General features: G+C 70.2%; 23 protein-coding genes. 4 read left to right on the forward strand and 19 right to left on the reverse strand.

The window, feature by feature from the left end; translation table 11 throughout:
- Positions 1-2: 2 nt before the first annotated feature.
- From QNO12_RS16670 to QNO12_RS16680, 3 genes are all read right to left on the reverse strand, one after another.
- Positions 3-842, reverse strand: coding sequence for a class II glutamine amidotransferase (locus QNO12_RS16670; protein ID WP_257501019.1), 840 nt, complete (start codon positions 840-842; stop codon positions 3-5).
- Between the two features lie 140 nt (positions 843-982).
- Positions 983-1939, reverse strand: a complete 957-nt coding sequence (locus QNO12_RS16675) for an EamA family transporter (RefSeq protein WP_257501141.1) — start codon at positions 1937-1939, stop codon at positions 983-985.
- 10 nt (positions 1940-1949) lie between these two features.
- Positions 1950-3242: a serine hydrolase domain-containing protein gene (locus tag QNO12_RS16680; RefSeq protein WP_257501018.1), complete on the reverse strand. Its 1293-nt coding sequence runs from the start codon at positions 3240-3242 to the stop codon at positions 1950-1952.
- A gap of 79 nt (positions 3243-3321) precedes the next feature.
- Here QNO12_RS16680 and QNO12_RS16685 point away from each other — a divergent pair, with 79 nt between their 5' ends.
- A complete protein-coding gene (locus tag QNO12_RS16685; protein WP_257501017.1) occupies positions 3322-3633 on the forward strand; it encodes a DUF2470 domain-containing protein in 312 nt (103 codons plus the stop codon).
- 68 nt (positions 3634-3701) lie between these two features.
- The gene (locus QNO12_RS16690; protein WP_257501016.1) at positions 3702-4358 is read left to right on the forward strand and encodes a biliverdin-producing heme oxygenase; all 657 of its coding nucleotides are present in this window, start codon (positions 3702-3704) and stop codon (positions 4356-4358) included.
- Positions 4359-4485: 127 nt separating this feature from the next.
- On the opposite strand, the gene QNO12_RS16695 is transcribed toward QNO12_RS16690, so the two are convergent.
- Entirely contained in the window at positions 4486-5844 is a 1359-nt protein-coding gene (locus tag QNO12_RS16695) for an ATP-dependent DNA helicase (RefSeq protein WP_257501015.1), read from the reverse strand.
- Between the two features lie 9 nt (positions 5845-5853).
- A complete protein-coding gene (locus QNO12_RS16700; RefSeq protein ID WP_257501014.1) occupies positions 5854-6342 on the reverse strand; it encodes a helix-turn-helix domain-containing protein in 489 nt (162 codons plus the stop codon).
- A gap of 51 nt (positions 6343-6393) precedes the next feature.
- On the opposite strand from QNO12_RS16700, the gene QNO12_RS16705 reads away from it, so the two are divergent.
- A complete protein-coding gene (locus QNO12_RS16705) occupies positions 6394-7236 on the forward strand; it encodes an NAD(P)/FAD-dependent oxidoreductase (RefSeq protein ID WP_285178128.1) in 843 nt (280 codons plus the stop codon).
- 43 nt (positions 7237-7279) lie between these two features.
- Positions 7280-8407 (forward strand): hypothetical protein, encoded by a 1128-nt coding sequence (locus tag QNO12_RS16710; RefSeq protein WP_257501012.1) that lies wholly within the window; start codon positions 7280-7282, stop codon positions 8405-8407.
- 25 nt (positions 8408-8432) lie between these two features.
- Here the strand turns inward: QNO12_RS16710 and QNO12_RS16715 are convergent, their stop codons facing one another.
- The 14 genes from QNO12_RS16715 to QNO12_RS16780 form a co-directional block, all read right to left on the reverse strand.
- Positions 8433-10340, reverse strand: a complete 1908-nt coding sequence (locus tag QNO12_RS16715; RefSeq protein ID WP_257501140.1) for a bifunctional copper resistance protein CopD/cytochrome c oxidase assembly protein — start codon at positions 10338-10340, stop codon at positions 8433-8435.
- A 231-nt stretch (positions 10341-10571) separates the two neighbouring features.
- Entirely contained in the window at positions 10572-10859 is a 288-nt protein-coding gene (locus QNO12_RS16720; RefSeq protein ID WP_257501011.1) for an HU family DNA-binding protein, read from the reverse strand.
- 338 nt (positions 10860-11197) lie between these two features.
- Positions 11198-11503, reverse strand: a complete 306-nt coding sequence (rpsN, locus tag QNO12_RS16725; RefSeq protein WP_257501010.1) for a 30S ribosomal protein S14 — start codon at positions 11501-11503, stop codon at positions 11198-11200.
- A 3-nt stretch (positions 11504-11506) separates the two neighbouring features.
- A complete protein-coding gene (gene rpmG / locus QNO12_RS16730; protein ID WP_005051772.1) occupies positions 11507-11677 on the reverse strand; it encodes a 50S ribosomal protein L33 in 171 nt (56 codons plus the stop codon).
- Positions 11677-11913, reverse strand: a complete 237-nt coding sequence (rpmB, locus tag QNO12_RS16735) for a 50S ribosomal protein L28 (protein WP_257501009.1) — start codon at positions 11911-11913, stop codon at positions 11677-11679. The genes rpmG and rpmB overlap by 1 nt, the downstream gene beginning before the upstream one ends.
- Positions 11914-12088: 175 nt before the next feature.
- Positions 12089-12784, reverse strand: a complete 696-nt coding sequence (locus QNO12_RS16740) for a DNA-3-methyladenine glycosylase (protein WP_257501008.1) — start codon at positions 12782-12784, stop codon at positions 12089-12091.
- The gene (locus QNO12_RS16745) at positions 12781-14193 is read right to left on the reverse strand and encodes a hypothetical protein (protein WP_257501007.1); all 1413 of its coding nucleotides are present in this window, start codon (positions 14191-14193) and stop codon (positions 12781-12783) included. The genes QNO12_RS16740 and QNO12_RS16745 overlap by 4 nt, the downstream gene beginning before the upstream one ends.
- Positions 14183-15049, reverse strand: a complete 867-nt coding sequence (locus QNO12_RS16750) for a TIGR03943 family putative permease subunit (protein ID WP_285178130.1) — start codon at positions 15047-15049, stop codon at positions 14183-14185. Before QNO12_RS16750 ends, QNO12_RS16745 begins: the two co-directional genes overlap by 11 nt.
- Complete coding sequence (locus QNO12_RS16755) at positions 15042-16037, reverse strand: permease (protein WP_374761004.1); 996 nt, start codon at positions 16035-16037, stop codon at positions 15042-15044. The genes QNO12_RS16750 and QNO12_RS16755 overlap by 8 nt, the downstream gene beginning before the upstream one ends.
- 76 nt (positions 16038-16113) lie before the next feature.
- Positions 16114-16527, reverse strand: a complete 414-nt coding sequence (locus QNO12_RS16760) for a Fur family transcriptional regulator (RefSeq protein WP_257501005.1) — start codon at positions 16525-16527, stop codon at positions 16114-16116.
- A 147-nt stretch (positions 16528-16674) separates the two neighbouring features.
- Positions 16675-17535, reverse strand: a complete 861-nt coding sequence (locus QNO12_RS16765; RefSeq protein WP_257501004.1) for a metal ABC transporter permease — start codon at positions 17533-17535, stop codon at positions 16675-16677.
- Entirely contained in the window at positions 17532-18341 is an 810-nt protein-coding gene (locus QNO12_RS16770) for a metal ABC transporter ATP-binding protein (RefSeq protein ID WP_257501003.1), read from the reverse strand. Before QNO12_RS16770 ends, QNO12_RS16765 begins: the two co-directional genes overlap by 4 nt.
- Positions 18338-19333, reverse strand: coding sequence for a metal ABC transporter solute-binding protein, Zn/Mn family (locus QNO12_RS16775; RefSeq protein ID WP_257501002.1), 996 nt, complete (start codon positions 19331-19333; stop codon positions 18338-18340). The genes QNO12_RS16770 and QNO12_RS16775 overlap by 4 nt, the downstream gene beginning before the upstream one ends.
- 131 nt (positions 19334-19464) lie before the next feature.
- Positions 19465-20820 (reverse strand): dihydrolipoamide acetyltransferase family protein, encoded by a 1356-nt coding sequence (locus QNO12_RS16780; RefSeq protein WP_257501001.1) that lies wholly within the window; start codon positions 20818-20820, stop codon positions 19465-19467.
- Between the last annotated feature and the right edge of the window lie 37 nt (positions 20821-20857).

The raw sequence follows: 20857 nt of genomic DNA on the forward strand, positions 1-20857 counted from the left end.
GCTCACGCAGCAGCCAGGAACGGCCGGTGGTGGTAACCATCGGCACCCAGGATGTGCACGGTGGCCTCCGGCACCTCCACGAACGAGCCGGGCAGATCGTTCAGCGGCTCGGAGACCACGACGTGCGCGTTGTCGTCGAAGATCCGGAACCGTTCGATGTCCGGGTACAGCTCGCGCAGCGTGGGGATGTCCGCTGAGTGGAACAGCGAGCGCGACCGCCCCTGCGACGAGTACCGGAACGCCCAGAGGGTCTGCCCGTCCGAGACGGCCAGAGTCCCCTGCATGGGATACGCCACGCCGTGCTCTCGACCGACCGACTCGACGCGTCGGATGGCCTGCTCCATCGCCGCCACCGGGTCCTGCTGCAGACCATAGGTCAGGGCGAGGTGAAACAGCACCTCGGAGTCGGTCGTCCCGCGGACGTGCGGGTACAGCGAGGGGTCGATCGCGAAGGTCAGATCGCGTTTGACCCGGCCGAACTCCGACAGGAATCCGTTGTGCATGAACAGCCAGTTCTCGTAGCGGAACGGGTGGCAGTTGGTCTGCTGAATCGGCGGGCCGCCGGCCGCGCGGACATGCCCGAAGAACAGCGGGCTGCGCACCGCCCGGCTGATCTCGCGCAGGTTCTGGTCGTACCACGCCGGCTCGATGCTGCGGAAGACGGCCGGGATGCCGCCGGCCTCTGCCTCGGCGGGATACCAGCCGAGGCCGAACCCGTCGCCGTTGACGGTCTCTGCCCCCAACGGCGAGTTCAAGGACTGGGCGACGAGCGAGTGCTGCGCGTCCAGGATGAGCAGGGAGGGCTGCAGGGGCGCCCCTCGATACGCGAGCCAGCGACACATGCGGTGCGTCCTCTCCGAGTGCCCGGGCGGCCGGGAGCGGAGGCCCTCGCGACACTCGCGACCAGGCTACGCGCGCGACTCGCGCCCCGGCATCCCCCCTCGGCACCGCTGCGCCGGGTGCCTCCGGCGGCACCGCATCGTCACGCCAGCGGCTCAGCGAACGGCGTCTCGGGCTCTCGGCCGGGGTTCCGGTCGGACAGCCGGTCGGATCGGTCGGCTGCGGCATCCCGTGCCGATGCGGCTGCGCGCCCCGCCCTGCTCGAGGAGCGCACGGCCCCGATGCTGGCGGCGATGACCAGGGCGATGCCGAGGATCTCCAGCCAGACCAGCTCCTGCCCGAGCAGCAGCCAGCCGGCCAGTGATGCGGTGGCCGGCGCGAGCGACATCAGGATCGCGAACGCCGCGGCGGGGAGCCGCCGCAGGGCGATCAGCTCGAAGGCGTACGGAATGGTGGAGGAGAGGATGGCGACCGCGGCTCCGAGCGCGAGCAGATCCGGACGCAGGAGCGCCGTGCCTGCCGAGGCGATGCCGAAGGGAAGGGCGATGAGTGCGCCGACGGTCATCGCAAGCGCAAGCCCGTCCAGCTTCGGGAACTCCCTCCCCACCCGTGCCGATCCCAGGATGTAGAACACCCAGCTCGCTGCCGCACCGAGGGCGAAAATGACGCCGATCGGATCCAGCCGCTCCCATCCGCCGCCGCCGAGCGCGACGACACCGAGCAGTGCGAGCAGCGCCCACAGCCAGGCCGACAGCCGCCTGCTGGCGACGATGGACAGGACCAGCGGACCCAGCACCTCGATCGTCACGGTGACGCCGAGGGGGAGGCGCTCGAGCGCGAGGTAGAACAGTCCGTTCATCACGGCGAGCACGACGCCGAAGCCCACGACGGCGAGCCAGCCGTCGCGTGAATGACCGCGGAGCCCCGGCCGGGCGATCAGCAGCAGCAGCGCGGCCGAGAAGACCAGGCGGAGCATGACCATGCCGAGCGGACCCACCTGCGGGAACAGCAGCATCGCCAGGGATGCGCCCACTTCCTGACAGGCCAAGCCGACCAGGACCAGGACGACCGCGGGCGTGGTGCCCGCTCGGGACGTCACCACGCCGGGCTCACCCAGCGGGTGCGGAGCAGATCGCGGAGGCCGCGATCAGTTCGTGGTACTGCTGCGCAGTCCACGGCAGCCCGGCATCGGGGGCGGTCGCCCCTGCCGCTGCCGGAGCCTTCGAGGCGATCGCTGCCAGCTCCCATGCCAGATACTGGGTGAACCCGCCACCGACGGCCGAGTTGTTCAGCACCACGGCGACCGTCAGCCCTGATTTCGGGTCTGAGAAGGCGGCCGTGGCATATCCGGGGACCGAGCCGGACTGACCGACGAGGGAGCCGGCCTGGATCGCTCCACCGCGGGTCGTGTACCAGGAGGGCGCGTCGGCGTAGACGGCGAGGGGCTGTTCGAAGCGGTCCGCACCCTCGGGCAGGAGCGCGCCGGTGGCCAGGCCCTGCACGTAGCGGCCGATGTCGTCGATGTCGGTGACCACACCCGAATCGGTGAAGCCGCTGCTTGCCGAGAGCGAGGTCATCTCGAGCGGCTCGGCGCAGTTCATGGTGCCGGCACCATCGCGCAGGGAATGATGACCGGTCAGCACCGGGCCGGTCGACGGCGGAGCGGCGAGCGCGCCGGGCAGGCGGGTCTCGGTCAGATCCAGCGGATCGAACACGTACTCGGTGAGCAGTTGCGCGGCGCTGCGCCCGGTGGCGCGTTCCAGAGCCACGCCGAGGATCACGTACCCGGCGTCGGAGTCGCGGTATGCGGCACCGGGCTCGCCCCCGCGGGGCTGTCCGATGCCGTAGCTGGCCAGCTCGCGCGGGTTCCACACGCGGCCCGGGTTGGACAGGAACATGCCGGCCAGCTGCGAGCTGTACGAGCCGATGCCGGAGGTGCTGTCGCACAGCTGATCCAGCGTGATATCGGTGAGGTCCGGGAACCCGGAGACCCACTCGGCGACGGCGTCGTCCAGTCGGACGGTGCCCTCGTCGGCGACCGCGTAGAGGACATCGCAGATCATCGGACGGGTCAGCTGGGCCGCGCGGAACTGCATTTCCGCGCTGACCGGCTGATCGCCTCCGGGCGATTCCACGCCCAGTCCGGTGACGAATTCGCCGCTCCACGGCGCCCACACTCCGACGATCGCTCCGGATGCGCCGGCGGCGGTCATGGCATGGGTGACGGCATCCTGCAGCTGCTGTACGGTCTCGTCCGGGAGCGCCGCGGCGGTCTGAGGGGGCACGTCGATCTCGACGTGCGCATCGGGAGCGCAGGCCGTCGCGACCAGTGAGAGCGCGACGATGGACGCGAACGCGAACGCGAACGTCGCACGTCGTCGTCTTGTCGGTCGAGCCCGCATTCTTCACCCCCCGGTCTCTGCAATGAATTCAAACACACCGCGGCCGCGTGGCCGTCAACGCCATCGGTAGGCTGGGCGGATGAGGCACGGATTCGACGACGCCGCGGTCGCGGGCGTCCTCGCCCATATGAACGGCGATCACGACGACGACAATCTTCTCATTGCCCGGGCCTACGCTCCGGACGCCGACATCGTCGCCGCGACGATGATCGGCTTCGACGGAGCGGGCGGCGAATGGCGGGCCACGCTGGCCACCGGGGAAGAGACGTTCGTGCGGGTGCCGTGGCCGGGCGGATCGATCACGGAACGGCGGGAGGTGCGCCGCGAGATCGTCGCCCTGTATGACGAATCGTGCCGGAGGCTGGGGATCGCACCTCGCGCCCACGACTGAGGCCGGTCACGAGCGCACCACGCGGACCGGAAGTTAGGCGAGCCTTACTTGCCCCTAGAATGTGGATCATGAGCGATCTGATCCCGTTTTCCGCCGCGCTGCGCGAGCGTTCCAGTTCTGCGCATTCCAGCAGTGAGGGTGCGGGCTTCATGTCCGACCTCATGAAGGGCGACGGGACGCGCGCGGACTACATCGCGCTCGTCGCTCAGCACTGGTTCATGTACGACGCTCTGGAGCGTGCCGCAGAGCGGATGCGCCGGGACCCCATCGCATCCGTGTTCATCAGCGACCGGCTGACGCGGCTGCCCGCGCTCGAGGCGGACCTGGAGTTCCTGCTCGGCGGGGACTGGCGGGACGAGATCTCACCGCTGCCCACGACCCGGCGCTATGTCGATCGGATCGAGCTGGTGGGCAGGACCTGGGCGGGCGGGTTCGTCGCCCACCACTACACCCGCTACCTGGGAGATCTGTCCGGCGGTCAGTTCATCGGCCGGCTGATGGCCCGCCGCTTCGGCTTCGAGACCAACGGCATCGGCTTCTACGTCTTCGACGACATCGCCGACCCCAGTGCGTTCAAGGACGTCTACCGTCGGCAGCTGGATGCCGCACCGTGGGATGCCGAGGAGCAGGCGCGCGTCATCGACGAAGTGCTGCTCGCGTACCGGATGAACACCGAGGTGTTCGAGGACCTCGCCGCCGCGAAGGCGCAGTCTCAGGTCGCCTGACCCGACCACCCCCACCCCCACCCCACCCCACCCCACCGCACCGCGAGACTGCAGAGGCGCCGCGAAACAGGGTCGAACGCCCACAGTCTCGAGGCGCCTATGCAGTCTCGCGGGTGGAGAGGGCGGCTCAGGATGCCGCGGCGCGAACCCCGGCCATGAACCGCTGCACATCCGGATCCACCCGGATGTCGCTCGGCCGCAGCGGTCGGGTCAGATACAGCCCCTCGAGCGAGGTCAGCCGGCTGAGGGCGACGTACGTCTGCCCCGGGGCGAACGCACCCGAGCCGAGATCCACCACCGCCCGCTCGTACGTCTTGCCCTGCGACTTGTGGATTGTGACGGCCCACGCCAGCCGCAGCGGGAACTGCGTGAACTCCGCGACGATCTCGCGGGTGAGCGACTTCGAGCCGGCATCGTAGGCGTACCGGAACCTCTCCCACACGGCGGGCTCGACGTCGAATTCCTTCCCTTCCACCTCGACCCGCACGGTGCCGCCGGCGATCCGCGTGACCGTCCCGATCGTCCCGTTCACCCACCGCGGTGGGTCGCCGTACGAGCCGGTGTCGTTGCGCAGGAACATCACCTGCGCGCCGACCTTGAGTTTCAGGTCCACGTCGGCCGGGTACGAGGCATCCCCCCGCCCGAAGTCCCCGCTGATCTCGGCGCTGGCCGTCTGCTCGCGGCCGATCAGCTCGGACAGGTGCCGCCGGTTGATGTTGTTCACGATGTCGTTGCGGGTGGCCAGCGTGATGATGGGATGCTCACCGTCGGCGGGGTTCGGCGGAGTACGGGCTCCGGTGTCGTTGAGAACCTGCGCGATGTCGGCGGTCACGCGGCCGTAGCGGACCGCGTTGAGCATGGCCTTGAAGGCCGGATCGGCTTGACGGTGGATCTCGATCAGCTCGCGGATGTGCAGGTCGGCGCCGTACGCGCCGATGTCCATGATCCCGTCGCCGCCGACACTGCCGACCCACACCTTCGCGTCGAAGAACCAGAACGATCGGTAGTGGTCGCGGATGTAATGCGCCTCGTCCCCGCGCGGCGGCACCGGGGCCAGCTGGTAGGGGTCGCCGAACATGACGATCTGCACGCCGCCGAACGGCTCGGCCCGCCGGCCGCGGGCCTGGCGCAGCGACCGGTCGATCGCATCCATCAGGTCGGCGTTGACCATGGATATCTCGTCGATGACCAGCGTGTCGATCGCGTTGAGGATCTTGCGGGTCGCGTCGGTCTGCTCGATCTGGCTGCCCGCGATCAGGCCGATGGGCAGCCGGAACAGCGAGTGGATGGTCTGGCCCTCGACATTCAGCGCCGCCACCCCGGTGGGCGCGCAGACGGCGATCTGCTTGCTGGTGTTCCAGGCGAGGTGCTGCAGCAGGGTCGACTTGCCGGTCCCGGCGCGTCCGGTCACGAAGACGTGCTCTCGGGTGTCCTCGATCAGGCGGAAGAGCGCCTCCTGCTCGGGCGAGAGCGGAGGTGTGATCACCGGTTCATGCTAACCAGTGGATGCTGTGACCCGGCGCACATGGGCATGCCCGGTGGACAGCGGCTGCGGGATCTCCGCGTCATGCGGGTCCAGCGACCACGACGCGGTCCCTTCGATCACTCCCCCGACGATCGTGCGGAACCGGGGGCAGGTCGAGATGTCGTGGGACCGGCAGTTCAGCGCATGCAGGGTCATTTCGCGGGAGCGCTCCATCTCCGCCATCCGCCGGCTCAGGTCCTCGATGTGCTGCTCGAGAACCCTGTGCCGCGAGGGCGCCTGCTCATCCAGCAGCACCCCGATCTGCTCGAGCGTCATGCCTGCGGCCTTGCTGCGCAGGATCACCGCGATGCGGACGAGGTCCCTGTCCCCGTAGCGCCGGCGTCCCGCGGCATCCCGGTCGGGTCGGAGCAGTCCGACGTCCTCCCAGTGCCGCAGGACGTGCGTGTCGAGGCCGAAGCGGGCCGCCGCCACGCCGATCGGGATGGGACTTGACTTCATGTTGACATGAAGTCACAGAATCGCTGTGGACGCAACCAGAGGGGAGAGATCATGTACGACACGATCGTCATCGGGGGCGGCCCGGCCGGCCTGCAGGCCGCCCTGACGCTGGGCAGGATGCACCGGCAGGTCCTGCTGCTGGACTCGGGCGAGTACCGCAACGGCATGGTCGAGCACGCGCAGAACCTCATCACGCACGACGGACGGCCACCGGCGCAGCTGCGCGCGCTGGCTCGCGCAGACATCGCCGCGTACGACACGGTCGAGATCCGGGATGCCGCGGCGCAGGCGGTCGCGCCGGCCGCCGGGGGTTTCGTGGTCGACGTCGAAGGCGCTGCGGTGGGCACGCGGACCGTTCTGCTGGCCACGGGGCTGCGCGACGAACTGCCCGCCATCCCCGGACTGGCCGCGGTCTGGGGCCGCGGGGCCGCCAGCTGTCCGTTCTGTCACGGACACGAGCTGAGCGGAAAGCGCATCGCGATCCTGGGCGGCGGCGCCCACGCTGACATGCAGTCGGCCATGCTCGGCCGCATCGCGTCGGAACTGGTGGTGCTCGAACCGGCGGAGGTCGCCGCCGTAGAACCGGCCGCAACGGGTCTCACGCTGCGGCTCAGCGACGGCTCGCTCCTCGAGGTCGGCGGGGTCTTCCTCGCCCCGACGGCGACACAGCGCGCGCCGTTCGCGGCGCAACTGGGCGTACGGATGCTGGAGTCGGGGTGCGTGGCGATCGACCTGATGGGACACACGAGCATGCCCGGGGTCTTCGCGGCCGGCGACATGGCGCACTCCCCCGACGCTCCGGGTCCGCTGGCCTCGCTCGCGGCCGCCACGAGCGCGGGGCAGTTGGCGGCGGTGGGATGCGTCCGGATGCTGATCGCCGCGGAGCCGGGTTGACGGCATCCGGCTTCTCCCAGCCGCGGCTTCCTAGACTGAGGGCGTGGACACGGACGCAGGCGGCACGGCGACCAACCCCGGTGCCGCGGCACCAGCGGCGCCGGCCGGCGCGCCGGGCCGTGCCGCGCCGCCGCGCAGGCGTCCCCGCCTCGCGGCCGATCTCCTGCTGCTCGGGATGGTCGGCGTTCTGCTGGTGACGGCGGTCATCGCGGCATCCGCATCGCTGTACCGCGAGTTCTACAGTCCGACGGCGTTCGTGGAGCGCTATCTGGGGATGCTTGCGGACGGCAGCGCCGCGGACGCCCTGGCCGTGCCGGGGGTCGCGGTCGATTCGGCCCAGCTCGAAGCCGCGGGGCTGCCTGCCGCCGCCTCGGACGCGCTGCTGCGCCGCAACGCGCTGGCCACGCTGACGGACATCGAGATCGTGTCGGAGGAGACGCGTGCGGACGGCGTGGTCCTGGTGACCGTGCAGTACCGCGCGGGCGCGTACCCGGGCACCACCACCTTCGAAGTGCAGCCCGTCGACGCCCTCGGCCTGCCGACCTGGCGGTTCGCGACGAGTCCGCTCGCGCTGATGGACCTGTCCGTCCAGGGGTCGATGACCTTCGACGTGAACGGGTTCACCATCGACAAGCGCCAGATCTCACCCGACGGCGTCGAGGCAGACCCCCAGGCGCCGATGTCGCTGTTGGTCTTCTCCCCGGGCATCTACTCCGTGTCGGTCGACACCGCGATCTCTGCGACCCGGGGCGTGGCCGTCCTCTCCGACAGCCCGTTCGCGAGGGTGCCGGTGGATGTCCAGGCCCAGGCGACGCCGGAGTTCGTGCAGATCGTCCAGGAGAAGGTCGAGGAATTCCTCTCCGGGTGCGCGACGCAGGACGTGCTGCAGCCCACCGGGTGCCCGTTCGGCTTCATCGTGCAGGATCGCATCGTCTCGCCCCCGACCTGGTCGATCGCCGCCCAACCGACCGTCACGGTCGTTCCCGACGGCGCCGGCTGGGCTATACCCGCCGCCGACGCCGTCGCTCACATCGAGGTCGAGATCCGCTCTCTGTTCGACGGCTCGGTGCGCGACGTGGCCGAAGACGTCCCGTTCGTCGTCACGGGGACCATCACGGTGCAGCCGGACGGTTCCGCCTCGATCACGGTGACCGCCCCCGGCACCCCGTGAGGGATGCCGCGGCGCGGCGGCCGGTTCAGCCGCGTGCGTCCCGCTCGGCGAGCGCGGCGAGCTGGGCGTTGTAGGCCTCGAGCTCGGCGTCGCCCGAGCGGTCGGCATGCCGGTCCGCGCTGCGCTGCGCACGCTCATCGCTGCGACTCCACTGGATGGCCACCGTGATCGCCAGGATCAGCGTGGGCAGCTCGCCGATCGACCAGGCAACACCGCCGCCGATGTACTGATCCTCCAGCGGTGACGCGCCCCACGTGCGGCCCATCGCACCGAACCACTCCGCGACCATCAGACCCGACTGCATCATGATCGCGATGCCGAAGAACGCATGGATCGCCATCACGGCGATCAGTGTCACCAGCCGGCCCGCGTACGGCAGCCGGTAGGCGACGGGATCGATCCCGATCAGCGAGAGGACGAACAGGTACCCGGTGATCAGGAAGTGCGCCGTCATCCACTCGTGCCCGAGGTGGTCGTACAGCGACCAGCGGAAGAGGTCGGTGAAATAGAACACCCAGAGGGATCCGACGAACAGGCCGGCGGCGACGAAGGGATGGGTGAGCACGCGCGCAACCGGCGTGTGCACGGCCCACAGGATCCACTCTCGTCCGCCGCGGGTGCCGTCGTCGCGCTTGCGGATGGCGCGCGCGGCGAGGGTGACCGGTGCCCCCGCGACCAGGAGGACCGGTATCGCCATGGTCAGCAGCATGTGCCCCACCATGTGCACGCTGAACAGATACTCGCCGTAGGCATTGATCGGCCCGCAGGTGACCCAGAACAGCAGCACGAGCCCGGTGATCCACAGCACCGTGCGGTAGATCGGCCAGCCATCGCCGCGGCGGCGCAGGCGCAGCGCCCCGGCGACGTAGAGGAAGATGCCGAATCCGGCCGCGAACGCCCACAGCAGGTCCAGGTTCCACGAAGTCAACCAGCGATCCAGCGTCAGCTCCGGCGGCAGGGGCGACCCGGCGAGGATCTCCGCGGGTGTGCGCACGGCCGGCAGGTTGGATGTCGTCGGGGGTGCGGTGCGGGCCAGGGCCACCGCCGCGCCGCTGGCCAGCCCCATGAAGGCCAGCTCGAGGGCGATGAGCCCCCAGAAGTGACGCGAGGCGGGATCCTCCCGCATTCTGCCGATCAGTCGCTTGCGGTACCAGGCGCCGAGGATGCCCAGAACCAGCAGCGCGCCGACCTTGGCCAGCAGGATGACCCCGTACGGCGAAGCGAGATTCTGCCACGCACCGACTCCGATCACCGCCCGTACGGTGCCCGAGATCGCGACCACCACGAACGCCGCCAGCGCGAAGGTCGAGTAGCGCGCCATGGCGTCGGCGAGGGTCTGCCGGTCGGTGAGCGGCCGGATCACCACCATCAGCAGCAGACCGCCGAGCCACACCGCGGCGGCGATGATGTGCAGCACGAGCGCCATGACGGCGGCGCTGTGGTTCGCCTCCTCGCCGGAGTGGCCCTGCGTGCCCATCGGGACGAGTGCGGCGATGGCCAGGATGGCCACGAAGAGGGTCGGGGTCCATGAGCGCACCGCGAACGTCAGCACGGTGATCGCAGCGCCGGCGATCGCGGTGATCAGCCAGGTGCGCCCGGCTTCGGTCTCGATCAGGAACCGACCCAGCTGTGCCCCGAACTCAGGACCCAGCCCCCACGCCGGGTTGAAGGTGTTCACGAACGTCAGGAACCCGGTGGATGCCGCCGCCACGGTGAAGATCGCCGCCGAGACCGAAGCCAGATCCAGCGCGGCATCGAACTCCCGCTCACCCGCCTTCAGCGCGAACAGCGCCGTCACCAGCGCGCCGACCATGCCGGCGGCGCAGAGGTTGACGACCAGCGTCGCGGCGGGCAGGCCCCATCTGACCAGTGGGCCCGGGTCGCCGATCGCGAAGGGCGCGGCACCGCCGCCGACGATCAGACCCCAGATCATCGCGGTCACGGCGGACACGACCAGGATCACGGGTCCGGCGGCCCGCAGCAAACGCGCCGCGTCTCCGCGCGGCACGGTGCCGCGGACGGGAGCGGTGGTGGAGGTCACGGGTTAAGCCTAGGCGGCATGCAGAAGGGGGATGCCGCGTGATGCGGCATCCCCCTTCTCGTGCTCGGCCTGGACGTCGCGACATGCCGCCTGCGGCGGCTGGTCGCCCTCGAGCCGAAGGCTCTACTTGACGGCGGCCTTCAGCTTGGAGCCGGCGGTGACCTTGACGCGCTGGCCGGCCGGGATCTTGATCTCGGCACCGGTCTGCGGGTTGCGACCCGTGCGTGCCGACGTCTCGACCCGCTCGAACGAGAGCCAGCCGGGAATCGACACCTTGCTGCCCTTGGCGACCGCCTCCGAGACGGTGGAGAAGAGGGAGTCGAGCACGCCCGACACGGCGGACTGGCTCTGCCCCGTCGCGCTGGCGATGCTCGCAACGAGTTCGGTCTTAGTGATGGACTTGTCAGCCATGTGGTTGTCCTCCAAGGCGGCGGATGCGCCGACTTTCATTGCTCGGACCGGACGGGCGAAACCCTCCGGCTGGTCGGATCGACCGCCCCCGAATATACCTACTTTCCGCGGAATTCCGCGGATCTGCGAGCTCCTTGACGTAATCCGTCGGCGTGTTGGTGGTGCAGATGTGACTGATGGGGCAGTTGTGGCTGACGAGCAGTCGATCTTCGCGTTGCCGCTCACACCCGCCTCCGACCGCGCAGCGAGTGGTCCCGCCCGGGTACGGGCATAGTCCGGGCAACGAGAAGAGGCGGACCCGGACGGGTCCGCCTCTTCTGAGGTGCTGGTGGTGCTGCTTACCAGGACGACTTGGTCACACCGGGCAGCTCGCCACGGTGCGCCATGTCGCGGAAGCGGACACGCGAGATGCCGAACTTCGTCAGGACACCGCGGGGGCGTCCGTCGATGACGTCGCGGCTGCGAACGCGCACCGGCGAGGCGTTGCGGGGAAGCTTCTGCAGGCCCACGCGTGCGGCCTCGCGCTGCTCGTCGGTCGAGGTCGGGTCGACCAGGGCCTTCTTCAGTTCGGCGCGCTTGGCGGCGTAGCGCTCGACGACGACCTTGCGCTGCTCGTTGCGCGCGATCTTGCTCTTCTTAGCCATTGATCAACGCTCCTCTCGGAATTCGACGTGCTTGCGGATGACCGGGTCGTACTTCTTGAGCACGATGCGGTCGGGGTTGTTGCGGCGGTTCTTGCGTGTCACGTAGGTGTACCCCGTGCCCGCGGTCGAACGCAGCTTGATGATCGGACGTACGTCCTGAGCCTTCTTGGCCATTAGAGCTTCACACCCCTCGCCTGCATGTCACGGACGACGGACTCGATGCCGCGGGCGTCGATGACCTTGATGCCCTTCGCCGACACGTTGAGCTTGATGTTGCGACCCAGCGACGGAACGAAATAAGTCTTCTTCTGCACGTTCGGATCGAAGCGGCGCTTCGTCCGGCGGTGCGAGTGCGAAATGCTGTGACCGAAGCCGGGAACCGCTCCGGTCACCTGGCACACTGCTGCCATGGTTTCAACTCCTTAATACCGTGGAACCGGACGGCTCCACCCAAGATCCCTTGTCTGCACCCGCCAGGACAGCGGCCGTTTCGGGCCGGATCACGGGGAGGGTACGAACTGCGTGCTGGAGTGCGCGCAGACAAGGAGTCAGTTTAGCATGTGCCGGCGCGCCTCCTTGCGCTGGTCAGGAGGGTCTTGCCCCGCGCCCCCACCGAAAGGCGGAGACGGTGCGGTCGCCGGCGATCCAGAAGCGCCACGGGAAGAGGTCCGTCCCCGCAACGCCGGCCACCCCGACGCGGGGTCCGGTCGCGACCGCGTCCAGGGGTTCGGTGCGCAGCTCCAGTCGGGCCACCGCGCCGGCACGTTCGACACCGGTCACCGCATCGATGCCGTCGTGCATCGGGTGACGCAGACCGACCGCGTCCCCCAGCCGTCCCGGTCCGCTGGCCAGGTCGCGGTCCGAGCGCACGACGCCCCGGCGTTCGAGGCGACGCCGGGTCGCGGCATCCCGCCCCTCCAGCACCTCACCGGCCCGCAGCAGCACTCCCCCGGCGATACCGTCCGGGCCGCACACCACGTTCACGCACGAATGGATGCCGTGGCTCAGGTACACGTACAGGTGCCCGGGTTCGCCCCACATGGTGGCGTTGCGGACAGTGCGGCCCATGCGCGCATGCGACCCCGGGTCGGGAATGTCGCCGGTGCCGGCACCGTGGTATGCCTCCACCTCGGTCAGCCGGACGGCCACCGTCTGCCCGTCCACGACGGTGGTCAGCACTCCGCCCAGCAGACGCGGTGCGACCTCGAGGGGCAGTCCCGCCAAGGCATGGCGCGTCGCGGGCCGCAGGGTCGGCAGGACAGGTCCGATCGGATCGGTCATCGCGGCGGCACCTGGCACCAGGAGATGTCGAAGCCGTTGATGGCCAGGACCTGTTCGCCGCCGGCGATCTCGACGATCCGCGTCTGCACCTTCTTGGGCATCGGAAGCCGGTAAAGGTCGTACCGATTGGTCACCGCATCCGGTGCCACCACCAGCGCGGCGTATCTGCCGCTCGGCGAGACACAGGTCTGCAGCGCGACGTCCGTCGACGGCAGCTCCATGAGCACGGTGGTGCTCCCGTCGTCCGTCGCCGCCGCGACGGTGGTGCCGATCGGGATGCCTGCGGCGTCGGTCGGCGCCCCCAGCCGGATCGTGCCGCCGCCCGGCACCGGCGTGACCGCGCCGAGCAGGCCCAGATCGACGTCGGCGGGGGCGAGCGCTGCCTCGCTCGCGTCGGCGAGGTCGATGGTCACCATGCCGCCGCCGCGCAGGACGACCGCCTGGGACGATCCGCGGGCGATGCCCTCGATCGCCAGCGCGGTGCCCAGGGCGGTGGCCGTCTCGCCCTTCGGGTCGGTCACGAGAAGCGAGCCGTCGAAGGTCAGCAGGAGGATGTTGTCCGTGTCGGGGACGAAGCGCCATTCCGCGACCCGCGGCTCGGCGCCGGTCACCACGACGGGGGCGGGCTCGGCGTGTGCCGCGCTCTGCTTCAGGGACACCGTGAACAGCGCGCTTTCCAGGCCGCCGGTCTCATCCAGATCGGCATCCGAGAAGGTGTAGCCGATCAGTTCGCTGCGGTCGGCGCTCTGCAGATTCGTGACGAAGCCGTCGCCGGGGAGGGCGAGATCGCGTTCCGCGCCGCCCTCCAGATCGGTCACCACCAGGCGAGCCCGGTCGCCCTCGCGCACCGACATCACGAGATGGCTGGAGGTCGCCCGGAAATCCTCGATGTGCTCGTGGCTGAACACGGGCACCGCCTCTTCGCCGGTCAGATCGGTGCGGAAGACGGTGTCGCCGCTCTCGGTGCGCTGCAGGATGAACACCTCCGCCGGCGGCGTGCGGAACGTGTGCGTGAGCGTCACGCCGGGGCCGCCGCCCACCCCGCGCACATCGTCGAAGCGGACGCGGTACTCCGTCTCGTCGTGCAGCGGCAGGCCGAATCGCACGCCCACGCTCCGCCCGGACGTGTCCACCGAGAAGGGCACCGCGGGCGTGACCGTCACCTGATCGGCCCGGACCGGCTCCAACGACTGCGAGGTGGTCACGATCAGCCGCGACCCGGATGCCGCGGCCGCCGTGGCGGGATCGACGTGCACCTCGGTCACCCGCGGCCCCTGCGCGACGCCGGCGGCCGCGCCGACCAGCCCGACCGTCCCCAGAACGGCGGCGACGATCGCGAACGACACGGCGAACGCGCGAGTGCGGCGGGTGCGGGTGCGGCCGCGGCGGGTGCCGGCCTCAGTATTCATACGGGTCCCCGGGCTCGGTGATCGGCTCGATCGCCGTCGCGTCGATCTCGAGGCGCCCGTCGGTGGTCGAGCCGATCGTGCCGGTGATCGTCACCCACTGCCCGGTGTCGGGAGCCGGGTCGGATCCGGCGACGTGCACGCTGGCGGGCTGTGCATCGATGACGCAGTGCGTGATCACCAGGCGCGTGAGGTCGAAGCCGCCATGGTCGCCGGGCGTGACGAAGCCGGTGAGGGTGACGGAGTCCCCCGCGAAGGCATCCGGATCGGTGGCGGTCGCGAAGACGGTCGCCCACTCGCCGATCCCGAACGAGGACGTGTCGCCGGTCGCGGCGAGGGTGACGGCATCCGCACCGGCGAAGAGCGGCGGCGCGCCGACATCGCGGGCCATCGCAAGCTCTGCGGACAGGGAGGCGGGCGGCAGGACCAGGGCCAGGAGCACGACTCCGGATGCCGTCACTGCGCCGACCGCGCTCGCCGCGAGCGCCGCCGGGTGTACGGGCCGCGCTGCGCGCACCCGGTCCCTCGCGGGCCGTTCCGGCAGGGCGCGCGCGGCAGCGGGGGGAGACGGAGCGGCGGCGGAGACGAGTACCTGGTCCGCGTGCGGGTGCGGATGGTCGTGTCCATGCTCGTGTCCATGCTCGTGTCCGTGGTCGGCCTCGGCGCCGAGCGGAAGCGTGAAACTCAGCGCGGTGCCCGCCAGCGTGAGCACCGCCATCGTCACTGCGAACCACGCCGATTCCGGGTTGATGTACAGCCCGAGGCGTCCGGTCAGCGCCAGCCCGAGCGTGATCACGGCGAGCACCGACGCCAGGCCTACGCCCAGCCAGCGGGTGCTCAGAAGTCCCGGCCTACGCAACGAGGTTCACCACCGTCCCGATCGCGAACGCCGACAGCACCACGATGACCACCAGCCCCGCGAGGGTGCGGGTGGTGAAGGTCGTGCGCATCAGCGCGAGCATCTTGACATCCACGAGCGGACCGACCAGGAGGAACGCGACGATCGACCCCGGGGTGAAGGTCGAGGCGAACGACAGGGCGAAGAACGAGTCCACGTTCGAGCAGATGGCCACCACCATGGCCAGGGCCATCATCGCCACGATCGACAGCGCCGGGTTCGAGCCGATGGCAAGCAGCGCATCGCGCGGGATGAGCACCTGCACCGCTCCGGCCAGCGCCGAGCCGATGATCAGCGCCGGCATGACAGCGCGCAGCTCGACGACGAACTGCGCCAGACTGCGCCGCCCGCGTCCGCCCCGCTCCCCCTCGACCAGCTCGCACGTCTCGCGGAAGCGGTCGGTCAGCAGGGCGTCCGGGTTGGGGTGCCGGCTGTACAGCCAGCCGATCAGGTTCGCGATCGCGTAGCCGCCGAGAAGGCGCGCGATCAGGATGCCGTCACTGGATCCGAACGCCTGGTGGGTGGTCAGGATCACGATCGGGTTGACGATCGGCGCGGCGATCAGGAAGGTCAGCGTCTCGGGCACCGTGAAGCCGCGGATCAGCAGTCCCCGTGCGAAGGGCACGTTGCCGCACTCGCACACCGGCACGATCATGCCCAGCAATGAGAGCACTGCGCGCCGCGCCCAGGCCCGGCGCGGCATCCACCGCTCGATCACTCCCGGCGGCACCCACACCTGCACGACGATGGAAAGCAGGACCCCGAGGGCGACGAACGGCAGCGACTCGATGAGCACGCTGATCGCGAGGGTCAGCCCGTCCTGCGCGCGGGTGGGCAGAGGTGCCGCGAACAGGGCCGGCGCGGAGGCGTCGATCAGGAACAGCGCCGCGATCACCAGAACACCGGCCGCGACCGCCACCACCGGCCGGCCGGGACGTCCGCCGCGCACTGCCCCCAGCTCTCCGGCCCGCGCCGCCGCCGGGGCTCTGCCGCCCCGGATCCCCGGTTCGCTGGCGCGCGGCCGGTCAGTCCCCAGCACGTTCAGGCGCTCTGGCCTGCGCGCACGGCGTGCACAGGCCGAAGATGTCCACGACGTGCTCGGCCTCACTGAACCCGTGCAGCGCGGCGGTGCGGCGCGCCCACTGCTCGACGTCGGTGGCCGCGATCTCGATCGTCAGACCGCAGGATCGGCAGATGAGGTGATGGTGGTGGCCGGGCGAGGTGCACGCGCGGTAGAGGCTCTCGCCTTCCGGGCTCTGCAGCGAGTCCGCCTCCCCCTGCGCGGCAAGCCCTGCCAGGGCGCGGTAGACGGTGGCCAGCCCGATCCCGGTGTTCTCCTCGCGCAGAGTGGCGTGCAGGCTCTGCGCGCTGACGAATCCGCTGGCGTCGCCGAGCGCCTCGCGCACCCGATCGCGCTGCCACGTGTTCCGCTGAGCCATGTGCCGGATTCTACCGATCGCCCCTGAGCGAGAGCCTGGGTGTGGTCGGATTGCGGGCCTCTGCGGAGGTCCCGGTGCAAGCGCGGGGTGGATTCGCCGCCGCGGGCACATCGTTCCCCCGCGCGGCGCCGGTTTCTCCCCGGCTTCTCACGCGGCCCTCGTCACACGGTCGCGCCTGCTCCCCACGCCGCGGCACACGAGGTAGATCAGGAACGAGATCGTCGTGATGTAGGGGCTGACCGGCAGCGTCCCCGCGATGGCCAGGAGGATGCCGCCGACGGCCGACACGAATCCGAACACCGCCGCCAGCACCGGAACGGCGATCGGTCCCGTTGCGACGCGCATGGCGGCCGCGGCCGGGGTCACCAGCAGCGCCATGACCAGGAGCGCACCGATGATGTGCACGCTGACCGCGACGATCAGGCCCAGCAGCAGCATGAAGGCCAGGGAGACCGCGGTGGTCGGCACCCCGCGCGCGGCCGCGGACTGCGGGTCGAGGGAATCGAACCGGAGGGGGCGCCAGATGAGCAGGATGCCGAGGAGGACGACCGCGCTGATCGCGATCAGCCAGCTCAGCTGTCCGCTCTGCACCGACACGATCTGACCGGTGAGCAGGCTGAACCGGTTGGCGCTGCGACCGTCGTACAGGGACAGGAAGAGGATGCCCAGGCCCAGGCCGAACGGCATCAGCACGCCGATGATCGAGTTGCGGTCGCGGGCGCGGGCGCCCAGGACGCCGATGATGGCCGCCGCGACGAGCGAGCCGACGATGGATCCGGTCACCACGTCGAAGCCGACCAGGAGTGCGAACGCCGCGCCGGCGAAGGACAGCTCGCTGATGCCGTGCACGGCGAATGCCATGTCGCGCTGCATCACGAAGACGCCGACGAGACCGCCGACCAGGCCCAGCACCGCCCCGGCGATGACGGAGTTGGAGACAAGGGCGAGGATGTCGCCGTAGTCGGCGAGGCCACCGAACATGGCGTCGGCGATGTCCGGCCAGTTCACTCGCGGACCTCGTCGTGGTGGTGGTGGTGGGACTCCTCGGCATCGGGGGCTCCCACCACGACCAGCCGGTCGCCGGCACGGAGGACATATACCTCGGCGCCGTAGAGCTCGGTCAGCACGCTGGAGCGCAGCACCTCGTCGGGCGAGCCGAGCGTGAACCGGCCGTTGGCGATGTACAGGATGCGGTCGACCTTCCCCAGCAGGGGGTTGATGTCGTGCGTGACCAGCAGCACCGCCGCTCCGGTCTGCTTGCGGTGTCGATCGATCAGACCGACGACGGCTTGCTGATTGGCCAGGTCCAGACTGGTGAGCGGCTCGTCGCACAGCAGCAGGCGCGGCCGGTCCGCCAGCGCCTGACCGACCCGCAGCCGCTGCTGTTCACCACCGGACAGCAGCCCCACGGGGCGGTCGGCGAACTCCCGCGCACCCACGGCGTCGATCAGGGCCTCCACGCGCGCCCGGTCGCTGCGACGCGGGAACGGCAGGCCGAAGCGGTGACCGTCCACGCCCAGACCGACCAGGTCGCGGCCGCGCAGCGCTGCGTCGCGGGGCAGCGGGCGCTGCTGCGGGATGTAGCCGATGCGGCGATTGCCGCGGGCGCGGACCGGCGCGCCGAGCGCCTCGATGCTTCCCGAGCTGAGGCGGTCCAGTCCGAGGATCGCGCGCAGCAGTGTGGTCTTGCCCGATCCGCTCGGACCGAGCACCGCGATCAGCTCGCCGGGCTCGACGGTCAGATCCAGCCCGCTCCACAGTTCTCGGTTTCCGCGGCGCAGCGCGGCGTCGCGGATCTGCAGCGGCGCGGTCACGGTTGGAGGGCGCCCGCCAGCGCCTCGATGTTCGCCTTCATCCACGAGAGGTAAGTCTGGCCGTCCGGGAGCGTTTCGGAGAACTCGATGACGGGGATCGACAGTGATTCCGCCTCGGCGATCACCTCGGTCGTCTCCGCCCCGCCTGTCTGCGAGTTGGCGATGACGGCCCGCACGTCCCCGGAGCGCAGCAGTTTGAGGGACTCCAGGAGCGTCGCGGGTGCGACGTCCTGTCCCTCCTCCACGGCCTCGGTGAAGGCCTCCGGGCTGACGTTGTGCAGGCTCGCGGCCTGCACGAGGGGCAACGCGACCGGCTCGGTGACGAAGACGTCGACACCCGCGGAGGCGGTGCCGATCGCGGTGAGCGACACCTCGAGGTCGCCGATGCCCTCCGCGAACGCGGCTGCGCGCTCCTCGATCGCCCCACTCTGGGCCGGCAGGAGCGCGATCAGCTCGTCGGCGATCGCCTCGGCCACGTGCTCGATGGTGTGCGGGTCGTACCAGACGTGTTCGTTGAATCCCGCGACGTGCTCGTGTTCGCCGTGCTCGTGCACGTTCTGTTCGCCGGGCTCGTCCGCGGCCTCCGTGTTCGCGGCCTCGTCGTGGCCGGGGTTGTCCGGCCAGTCGTGGGAGAACTCCGCGGCCGTGATCACCGGCGCCGTCGACCCGCTCGCGTCGATGAGCGCGTCCACGAATGCGTCGTATCCGACGCCGTTCTCGATGATCAGATCGGCTCGTTGAACGGCGAGCTGGTCACGCGCGCTGGGTTCGAACGAGTGCGGATCCTGCGCCGTCGAGGACACGATCGCGGTCGCATCCACCAGGTCGCCGCCGATCTCGGAGGCCAGCTGCGCGTAGACGTTCGTGCTGGCCACGACGCGCAGGCGCCCCTCCCCCTCTGCCGCGGAACCGGTCGACGCGCATCCCGCGAGCGCGAGCGCACCCGTCACGGTCAGAGCAAGCAGGGCGAGGGCGTGGCTGCTACGGGGCATGCCCCCACCCTAAGGCTATTGATAATCATTATCAAACCCGACTCCGGACGCGATCTCCGGGACGACCGTCGCGGGCCGAACCCCAGGGGAGCGGCCGCACGAGCGCGATCGCTGCAGCCCGCCCGGCCCGCTCAATCCAGCAGCAGGGCCGGTTCCTCCAGGATGGAGGCGATGTCGGCGATGAACCGGGACACCCCGTCGCCGTCCACGACGCGGTGGTCGAACGAGCCCGAGACGGTGGTGACCCAGCGGGGCCGGACCTCTCCGTCCACGACCCAAGGCTTCTGGCGGATGGTGCCGAGTGCGACGATCCCGACTTCGCCGGGATTGATGATCGGCGTACCGGCATCCATTCCGAAGACGCCGATGTTCGTGATGGTGATCGTGCCGCCGGTCTGGTCCGCGGGGGTCGATTTGCCCTCGCGTGCCGTCACGGTGAGCTTCTCCAGGGCGCGGGCCAGATCGCGCATGTTCAGCTCCTGGGCGTCCTTGATGTTCGGCACCAGCAGACCGCGGGGGGTGGCGGCGGCGATGCCGAGATTCACGTAGTGACGCACCCGGATCTGGGCGCCACCGCCCTCGGGGTCGTCGATCCACGCCGCGTTGACCATCGGCGTGCGCCGCACGGCCCAGATCACCGCGCGGGCCATGATCAGCAGCGGCGAGACCCGGACGTCCGCGAAGTCCGGCGAGGCCTTGAGCCGCTTGACCAGCTCCATGGTGCGGCTCGCATCGACGTCGGTCCAGACCGACACGTGCGGCGCGGTGTAGGCGCTGCGGACCATTCCGCTGGCCACCGCCTTGCGCACGCCCCGGACCGGGATGGACTCCTCGCGCCCGGCGGCATCCGGCGCAGGAGCCGGGACGGCCGGCACCTGCGCGGCGACCGGGGGAGTGCCGACGGCGATCGTCTCTTCGCGCACCGCTCCCCATTCCGGGGTCTGGATGTTGCGGAAGACGCTGGCCTGCGACGCCTGCTTCATCACATCGTCACGCGTCACCTCGCCCGCCGGGCCACTGGGTGCGATGTCGGTCAGGTCGACGTTCAGGTCCCGCGCCAGCTTGCGGATCGGCGGCTTGGCGATGACCCCCACGGATGCCGCTGCCGGGCGGCCGGCCGGCTTGCGGCGGCGCGACTGGACGTGACCCGCGCTGCCGTACCCGACCAGGACGGCACCGCCGGCATCCGGTTCGTGCGCCTCGCCGTGCTCGCTCTGACCCGCCGTGGCCGGCGGTGCGGACGCGTCCGCGCTCGCGATCGTGATGATCGCCGCCCCGACCGCGACCGTGTCGCCCTCGGCGACGAGCACGTCGCCGACGACGCCGGCGAACGGGGAGGGCAGTTCGACCAGCGACTTCGCGGTCTCGATTTCGACGAGGACGTCATTGACTTCGACCCGGTCGCCGGGGGAGACCCGCCAGGACACGATCTCGGCCTCGGTGAGGCCCTCGCCGACGTCGGGGAGGAGGAAGGTCTGTGTGCTCATCCGTTGTCCTTTCCGGCCGCCCTCTGACCGGGAGAGT

This window comes from Microbacterium sp. zg-B185 (assembly GCF_030246885.1).
Classification (GTDB): domain Bacteria; phylum Actinomycetota; class Actinomycetes; order Actinomycetales; family Microbacteriaceae; genus Microbacterium.